The following is an 8499-nucleotide window of genomic DNA, read 5'->3' on the forward strand; positions in this document are numbered from 1 at the left end:
GGCCGGGCGGGCGGTGGCCCGGCCGCGCAGCGCGAGGCCGTTGCCGTACCGGCCTCGGCCCCGCGCGGCGCCCGGCAGCGGGCCGGCGGCCAGGGCCGGGACCGCGGCGGGCAGGCCGGTACGGGGACGCCTCGGGCCGCGGGCGGTGGGGCGCGCGGAGTCGTCGGCCATCATCTCGGTGTCCCCTCCACTGGTGTGCGGTGCCGTGGTCCACGGCACGGGGACCAACGGCTACTCGTGCTCGGCTCGTCCTGCGACGAGCGCGTGCACCGCGTCGGCGAACGCTTCGCCACGCTTGTTGTAGTTGGTGAACATATCCATCGAGGCGCACGCGGGGGCCAGGAGGACCGTGTCGCCAGGTTCCGCGAGCCCGACGGCCGCCTGAACGGCCGCGGACATCGCCCCAGTGTCCGTCCGGTCGAGGTCGACGACCGGGACGTGCGGGGCGTGTCGCTCCAAGGCTTCCCTGATCAGCGTGCGGTCGGCGCCGATCAGCACCACACCGCGCAGCCGCTCGGCCGACGCGCTGACCAGTTCGTCGAAGGTGGCGCCCTTGGCGAGGCCGCCGGCGATCCACACCACGGGCCGGTAGGCGGCCAACGACGCCTGTGCGGCGTGGGTGTTGGTGGCCTTGGAGTCGTCCACGAAGTGGACCCGGTCCACGGTGGCGACCGGCTCCATGCGGTGCGGCTCGGGCCGGAAGGCGCGCAGCCCGTCCCGTACGGCGGTGGCCGGCACCCCGTAGGCGCGGGCGAGCGCGGCGGCGGCGAGCGCGTTGGCGATGTTGTGCGGGGCGTCCGACGCCAGGTCGGCGACCTCGGCCAGTTCCTGCGCCTGGCGCTGCCGGTTCGGTACGAAGGCGCGGTCGACGAGGATGCCGTCCACGACGCCGAGTTGGGAGGGGCCCGGCGCGCCCAGGGTGAAGCCGATGGCGCGGCAGCCCTCGGCCACGTCGGCGGCGCGCACCAGGTCCTCGGTGGCCGGGTCGGCCACGTTGTAGACGCAGGCGACCTCGTTGCCCTCGTAGATGCGGCCCTTGTCGGCGGCGTACGCCTCCATCGAGCCGTGCCAGTCCAGGTGGTCGGGGGCCAGGTTGAGGACGGTGGCCGAGTGGGCGCGCAGCGAGGGCGCCCAGTGCAGTTGGTAGCTGGAGAGCTCGACGGCGAGGACGTCGTACTCCGTCTCGCCGAGGACCACGTCGAACAGCGAGACGCCGATGTTGCCGACGGCGGCGGTGCGCAGCCCTGCGGCCTCCAGGATCGCGGCGAGCATCCGCACCGTGGTGGTCTTGCCGTTGGTGCCGGTGACGGCCAGCCAGGGGGCGGGGGTGCGGCCCTGTTCGGCCCGCAGCCGCCAGGCGACCTCCACGTCCCCGATGACCTGCACGCCCGCCCGGGCCGCGGCCTGGAACAGCGGGCTGGTGGGCTTCCAGCCGGGCGTGGTGACGACCAGTTCGGTGCCCTCGGGCAGGGTGTCGCCGTCGCCGAGGCGGACGGTGACGCCCAGCGCTTCGAGGTCGGCCGCCTCGGCGCGCTGGCGCTCGCCGTCGCTGCCGTTGACGACGGTGACCTGGGCCCCGAGGCCCCGCAGCGCGCGCGCTGCGGGGACCCCGGAAACGCCGAGACCGGCGACGGTGATGCGACGGCCGGCGTACTCGCTGGTCACTTGGCCGCCGCCCAGCCGGCGTAGAAGATGCCGAGACCGACGATCACGCACATGCCCTGGATGATCCAGAATCTGACCACCACAAGGACTTCTGACCACCCCTTGAGTTCGAAGTGGTGTTGGAGTGGTGCCATGCGGAAGACGCGCTTGCCGGTCATCTTGAACGAACCGACCTGGATGACGACGGACATCGTGATGAGCACGAACAGGCCGCCGAGCAGGGCGATGAGCAGTTCGGTGCGCGAGCAGATGGCGAGGCCGGCGAGCGCGCCGCCGAGGGCCAGCGAACCGGTGTCGCCCATGAAGATCTTGGCGGGCGAGGTGTTCCACCACAGGAAGCCGAAGCAGGCGCCCATCAGCGCGGAGGCGACGATGGCCAGGTCAAGCGGGTCACGGACCTCGTAACAGGCGGGGCCCGCGGTCGGCGTGTTGGCGCAGGACTCCTGGTACTGCCAGACGCCGATGAAGGTGTACGCGCCGAAGACCATCACCGATGCGCCGGTGGCCAGGCCGTCGAGGCCGTCGGTGAGGTTCACGCCGTTGGACATCGCCAGGATCATGAACAGCGCCCAGATCACGAAGATGACCGGGCCGATCTGCCAGCCGAAGTCCTGCGTGAAGGAGAGCTTGTCCGAGGCCGGCGTCTGGCCGCGGGCGTCCGCGAAGTTCAGCGAGAGGATCGCGAAGGCGATGCCGACGATGAGCTGACCGGCCATCTTCGCCTTGGCCCGCAGGCCCAGGCTCCGCTGCTTGACGATCTTGATGTAGTCGTCGAGGAAGCCGACCAGGCCCATGCCGGCGAAGAGGAAGAGCACCAGCACGCCGGAGAAGGTCGGCTCGCTCGACGTGATCACCTTCGTCAGGCCGTACGCGATGAGCGTGGCCAGGATGAAGGCGATGCCGCCCATGGTCGGGGTACCGCGCTTGCCGTGGTGACCGCGGGGGCCGTCGTCACGGATGTACTGCCCGTACCCCTTGCGGGCGAGGAGCTTGATCAGCAGCGGGGTGCCGACCAAGGTCAGGAAGAGTCCGATCACTCCGGAGAAGAGGATCTGCTTCATCGCCCGGCACCCTCGCCCTCGGCAGCGCCCGGTTCCCTCAGCAGCTCCATGGCGACCCGCTCCAGACCGACCGACCTGGACGCCTTCACCAGTGCGATGTCTCCCGGGCGCAACTCTCTGCGCAACAGTTCGACCGCCGCTTGCGCGTCGGACACGTGCACCGACTCCTCACCCCACGAACCCTCGTTCTTGGCGCCCATGTCGATCCAGGCGGCCTCCCGGCCGCCGACCGCCACGAGCTTGCTGACGTTGAGTCGGACGACCAACCGTCCGACCGCGTCGTGCTCGGCGAGTGACTCCTCACCGAGTTCGGCCATCTGACCGAGCACCGCCCATGTGCGTCCCCCCTGTGCCCTGTGAGCCGAGCCCATGGCCACCAGCGCGCGCAGCGCGGCTCGCGTGGACTCGGGGTTCGCGTTATAGGCGTCGTTGACGATCGTCACGCCGTCCGCGCGCTCGGTGACCTCCATCCGCCAGCGGGAGAGCTGCCCGGCCTCGGAGAGCGCACGGGCGATCTCAGGAGCGGGCATGCCCAACGCATGGGCGACGGCGGCAGCGGCGAGCGCGTTCGACACGTGGTGCTCACCGTACAGGCGCATGGTCACGTCACCGCACCCGGTGGGTGTGTGAAGCGTGAAGCTGGGTTGTCCGAGGTCGGTAAGCCGGACATTCTCGGCACGTACGTGGGCTTCCGGGGCCTCGCCGAAGAGCAGCACCTCGGCCTTGGTCCGCGCGGACATGGCTCGTACCAGCGGGTCGTCCGCGTTGAGCACCGCGACGCCGCCGTCGGCGGCCGACGGCAGCCCCTCCACGAGCTCGCCCTTGGCCTGTGCGATCTGCTCCCGGCCGCCGAACTCGCCGATGTGGGCGGTGCCGACGTTGAGTACGAGGCCGATGTGCGGGGGTGTCAATTCGGCCAGGTAGCGGATGTGGCCGATGCCGCGGGCGCCCATCTCCAGGACCAGGTGGCGCGTGGTGTCCTCGGCGCGCAGCGCGGTCAGCGGCATGCCGATCTCGTTGTTGAACGAGCCCGGCGTCCACACCGTCGGGCCGAGCCGCTCCAGGAGTTGGGCGATCAGGTCCTTGGTGCTGGTCTTGCCCGCGGAGCCGGTCAGGCCCACGACGCGGGCGCCGAGCCGCTCGACGACGGCGCGGGCCAGCGCACCGAGCGCGCCCACCACGTCGTCCACGACGATGGCGGGCACACCGAGCGGGCGGTTGGCGATGACCGCCACCGCCCCGTCGGCGACCGCGCCCGCGGCGTAGTCGTGCCCGTCGACCCGCTCGCCCGCGATGGCGGCGAACAGGCCACCGGGGCCCACCTCGCGGGAGTCGATCACGACGGGTCCGGTGACCCGCTGCGTGGGGTCCGGTATGTCGTGCGGTTGCCCGCCGACGATGGCGGTGACCTCAGCGAGGGACAGCGAGATCACAGGTCACCTCCGGCGGTACCCGTGAGCTGCCTGGAAGAGGGTGATGCGCGCATGGCGGTGGGTCATCCCTGGTCGTCGTGGTGCTGCGTACGAGAAGCGCTGGGCGCTGCGGATGCGTAGTAAGGGGTCGCCGGGGTCTGCCGGGCGGCCTCGATGGCCTCGCGCAGCACCTGGCGGTCGTCGAAGGCGCGCACCACGCCGGCGATGTCCTGGCCCAGCTCGTGGCCCTTTCCGGCCACCACCACGGTGTCGCCGGGCTCGGCGCGGGCGACGGCCGCGGCGATGGCGACGGCGCGCTCCTCCTCCACGAGCACCGTGCCGCGCTCGTGGCTCGGCACCTCGGCGGCGCCCGACAGCATCGCCGCCAGGATCGCCAGCGGGTCTTCGGAGCGCGGGTTGTCCGAGGTGAGGACGGCGGTGTCGGAGAGCCTGGCCAGGGCGGCGCCCATGGCCTGGCGCTTGTGCGGGTCGCGGTCGCCGCCGCAGCCGAGGACGGCGTGCAGCTTGCCGTCGGTGACCTTGCGCAGCGCGCGGAGCACGGATTCGACGGCGTCCGGCTTGTGCGCGTAGTCCACGACCGCCAGGTACGGCTGGCCGGCGTCCACCCGCTCCAGGCGGCCGGGCACGCCGGGCACCGCGGCCACGCCGTCGGCGGCGAGCTGCGGGTCGATCCCGGCGACCACCAGGGCGGTGATGGCGGCGAGCGCGTTGGCGACGTTGAACGGGCCGGGCAGCGGGGCCGCGGCGCGCACCGACTGGCCCTCGGGGCCGAGCGCGGTGAAGGTGGAGCCGAGCGGACCGAGCTCGACGCCGTCGGCGCGCCAGTCGGCGTCCGGGTGACCCTCCGCGGAGAAGGTGACGACGGGGATGTGGGACTCGCGGGCGAGCCGCTGCCCGTACTCGTCGTCGTAGTTGATGACCGCGGCCCGGCTGCGGGCCTTGGTGAAGAGCTGCGCCTTCGCCTGGAAGTAGTCCTCCATGTCCGGGTGGAAGTCGAGGTGCTCGGGGCTGAGGTTGTTGAAGACGGCGATGTCGAAGACGCAGCCGTCGACGCGGCCGAGCACCAGCGCGTGGCTGGAGACCTCCATCGCCACCGAGCGCACGCCGCGCTCGCGCATCACCGCGAACAGCGCCTGGAGGTCGGTGGCCTCGGGCGTGGTGCGCTCGGACTTGATCCGGTCGTCGCCAATGCGCGTCTCCACGGTGCCGACCAGGCCGGTGAGGCCGCCGCCGGGGGTGCCCGCGGTCTGGGACGCCCGCCGGTCCGCGGCGAGCGCGGCCCGCAGACCGCCTTCGACCAGGTACGCGGTGGTGGTCTTGCCCGAAGTGCCGGTGATGCCGATCTGGAGCAGGTCCTCGCCGGGCTCGCCGTAGATGGTGGCGGCCAGGGCGCCCATCTTGGCCCGCGGGTCGGCGACGACCAGGGCCGGCAGGCCGGCGGCTGCGACTCGCTCGGCGCCGGCCGGGTCGGTCAGCGCGGCGATGGCGCCGAGGTCGGCGGCCTGGGCGGCGAAGTCGGCCCCGTGCAGCCGGGCGCCGGGGAGCGCCGCGTAGATGTCGCCGGGGCGCACCGCCCGGGAGTCGTGCGTGATGCCGGTGGCCGCGGCGCCCTCCTCCGCTGCCGCTGGGACCTCGATGCCGAGCTGACCGGTCAGCTCCGTGAGGGGGGTGGGGCGGACCCGCGTGGGACGGGGCGGTCCGGGGTATTCCGGGGCGGCGTCCTGATGGGTGGTTTGGGACTGATCAGCATGTGGCACGGCGGTGAGCGTACCGGGCGCATGGGGTCCGCCGCTAAATGAGGGTGACCGGGGCGGAGCGTCGGCCGGGGCCGTGCGCGCGGCGGCCGGGGCCGCTGCCGCGGCGGGTGCCCGGTGCTGCGACACGCCGCGGTGACCCGCGGGGAACGGCGTCGGCTCGGCGTCTTCGGCGGGTCCCCGGGGCGGCTCGGCCGCGGCCCGTCGGGCGGGGCCCTGGGCGGGTCGCGGGTCGTGGTTCCCCGGATCCGGGGTGATCGTACTCACGGGTGGACCGGGCTCACGAGGCGGGCCGGTAGCTCACGGGCAGCCGGGCCGGCGCCTTGCCGGTGGGCGCCACCCGCATGGTCTTCAGCGCGAACTCCATCACCTGCTTGTAGACCGGGCCGCAGACCTGGCCGCCGAAGTAGGAGCCCTTGGTGGGGTTCTGTACGGCGCAGTAGACGGTCACCCGTGGTTTGTCGGCGGGCGCGAACCCCGCGAAGGAGGCCGTGTAGCCGTGGTAGCGGCCGGTCTTCGGGTCGACCCGATTGGACGTACCGGTCTTGCCGGCGACGCGGTAGCCGGGGATCTTGGCCTTGGCCCCGGTGCCCTCCTCGTCGTCGACCACCGATTCCAGCATCTGGGCGAGTTCCCTGGCGGTCTTCTCGCTGACCACACGGGTGCGCTGCGGCTGGGGCGCCGGCGTGAAGTGCCCGTCGGCCCCGCGGGTGCCGCGCACCAGGGTCGGTACGACGCGTTCACCGCCGCCGGCGATGGTGGTGTAGACCGAGGCTGCCTGGACGGCGTTGAGGGACAGGCCCTGTCCGAACGGGATCGTGTACTGCTGCGACGCGCTCCAGTCCGCCGGCCTGGCGAGGATGCCCGCGGTCTCACCCGGGAAGCCGAGGCCGGTCGGCTTGCCGAGGCCGAAGGCGCGTAGGTAGGAGTAGAGGACCTCGTTGGCCTCGGGCTGGGTCTTGCCCAGTTGTTCGGTGGCCAAGATGGTGCCGATGTTGCTGGACTTGGCGAGCACGCCGTTGAGCGTCAGGTACCAGGTGGGGTGGTTGATGTCATCGGCGAAGGCCCGGTCGGCGCGCGGCAGCCGGTTGGGCACCTCGACCCGGGTGGCCGGCGTGGCGGCGCCCTCTTCGAGCACGGCGGCCAGCGACATCAGCTTGCTGGTGCTGCCCGGCTCGTACGCGTCGGTCAGGGCGGCGTTGCCGAGCGTGGCCGGGTCGGCCTCGGCGATGTTGGCCGGGTCGAAGCCGGGCGCGTTGGCCAGCGCCAGGATCTCGCCGGTCCGGGTGTCCTGGACGACGACGTAGCCGCGGTCCGCCTTGGACGCGCGCACCTGGTCGCTGATGGCGCGCTGGGCCGCCCACTGGATGTCGCGGTCGATGGTCAGCTCGACGTCCGAGCCGGGCACGGCGGGCTGTTCCTTGACGTCGCCGGTGGGCACCTGGCGCCCGCCGGACTGGGCGTAGACCCGCTTGCCGTCCTTGCCCGCCAGTTCGGTGTTGAGCAGTTGCTCTATCCCGGCGCCGCCCTTGCCCTGGGCGTTGACGAAGCCGAGCACGCCGGCGGCGAGCTCCCCGTTGGGGTAGACGCGCTTGCTGTGCCGCTCCCGGTTGATCCCGGCCAGCACGTTGTTGCCGAGGCCCTTGGCCTGCTTGTCGGACAGGGCGCTCTTGAGGTCCTTGATCTGCTTCCAGACCTGCGGCGTCTGCTGCCGGGCGAGCACCGCGTACTTGGACTTGGGGTTGGCGGTGAGCTTGGCGACCAGGTCGCCCTCGGGCACCCCGAGGATCGGCGAGAGCAGGGCGGCGGCCTGCCGCGGCGCGTCGGGGATCTTGGCGTGCGCGGTGGTGAGCAGGTCGGGCGCGGCCGTGATGTCGTACGCGTCCACGGTGGTGGCCAGGTCCACGCCGCTGCGGTCGGTGATCGACCCGCGTTCGGCGGCGAGGGTGACCGGGATGTACCGGTTGACGTTGGCCTTGGCCGTATAGGCGTTGGCGTCCACGGCCTGCACCTGGAGCAGCCGCACCACGAACACCAGCATCACCAGCGTGAGCGCCAGGCTCACCAAGCGCAGCCGGGGGCGTGGGTTGCGGCGCCGCGGCGGCCCGCCCGAGCCGCTGCGCGGCTTGGGGGGCCGGGGCCGACCGGTGCGCCCGCGGGCGGTGCGGGCCGTGCCGGCGGGACCGGCGTCGGCTGACGCGGTCCGCTTGCGGTCGCTGCGCTGTCGGTCCTCTTCGCGCCCGCCGGCGCGGCGCTCGGCCCGGCGTTCGGCGCGCTCGTCGGCGCGGCGGTCATCGTGTCCGTCGTGGCCGAGCCGGTCGGCGGCGTGTTCGGCGGCAGCGCGCTCGGCTGCCGCGGCGCGGGCGGCGGCACGCTCGTCCGCCGTCGTGCGGGCGGCGTCCGCACCGGGCACCGCGCGGCGGCTGCGCTCCGCGTACGCCTGGCGCGCGTCCTGCGTCCGGCGCACTTCCTGCGGCTGGCGCGCGTCTTGTGCCTCCCGCGCGTCCTGGCCGCCCTGTGCGGTGCGCCGGGCGCGGGCCGCCGGTGGCTGGGCCGGCCCGCGTCCGCCGGCGGGCCGCTCCTGCT

At 73.1% G+C, this 8499-nt stretch carries 5 protein-coding genes; all 5 read right to left on the minus strand.

Translation table 11 applies throughout. The features are described 5' to 3' along the window. Nucleotides 1-231: 231 nt before the first annotated feature. The 5 genes from murD to ACMA1D_RS31635 all read right to left on the minus strand — a co-directional run bounded on the left by murD (nt 232) and on the right by ACMA1D_RS31635 (nt 8380). Nucleotides 232-1665: a UDP-N-acetylmuramoyl-L-alanine--D-glutamate ligase gene (gene murD / locus ACMA1D_RS31615; protein WP_414727412.1), complete on the minus strand. Its 1434-nt coding sequence runs from the start codon at nt 1663-1665 to the stop codon at nt 232-234. Next, nucleotides 1662-2726, minus strand: coding sequence for a phospho-N-acetylmuramoyl-pentapeptide-transferase (mraY, locus tag ACMA1D_RS31620; protein ID WP_349995510.1), 1065 nt, complete (start codon nt 2724-2726; stop codon nt 1662-1664). Before mraY ends, murD begins: the two co-directional genes overlap by 4 nt. Further along, nucleotides 2723-4159, minus strand: coding sequence for a UDP-N-acetylmuramoyl-tripeptide--D-alanyl-D-alanine ligase (locus ACMA1D_RS31625; protein WP_414727413.1), 1437 nt, complete (start codon nt 4157-4159; stop codon nt 2723-2725). Before ACMA1D_RS31625 ends, mraY begins: the two co-directional genes overlap by 4 nt. 62 nt (nt 4160-4221) lie before the next feature. Further along, nucleotides 4222-5916 (minus strand): UDP-N-acetylmuramoyl-L-alanyl-D-glutamate--2,6-diaminopimelate ligase, encoded by a 1695-nt coding sequence (locus tag ACMA1D_RS31630; RefSeq protein ID WP_414727414.1) that lies wholly within the window; start codon nt 5914-5916, stop codon nt 4222-4224. A gap of 277 nt (nt 5917-6193) precedes the next feature. Beyond that, nucleotides 6194-8380: a peptidoglycan D,D-transpeptidase FtsI family protein gene (locus ACMA1D_RS31635; protein WP_414727415.1), complete on the minus strand. Its 2187-nt coding sequence runs from the start codon at nt 8378-8380 to the stop codon at nt 6194-6196. Nucleotides 8381-8499 lie beyond the last annotated feature (119 nt).

It is taken from the genome of Streptomyces sp. 796.1 (genome assembly GCF_047525675.1).
Classification (GTDB): domain Bacteria; phylum Actinomycetota; class Actinomycetes; order Streptomycetales; family Streptomycetaceae; genus Streptomyces.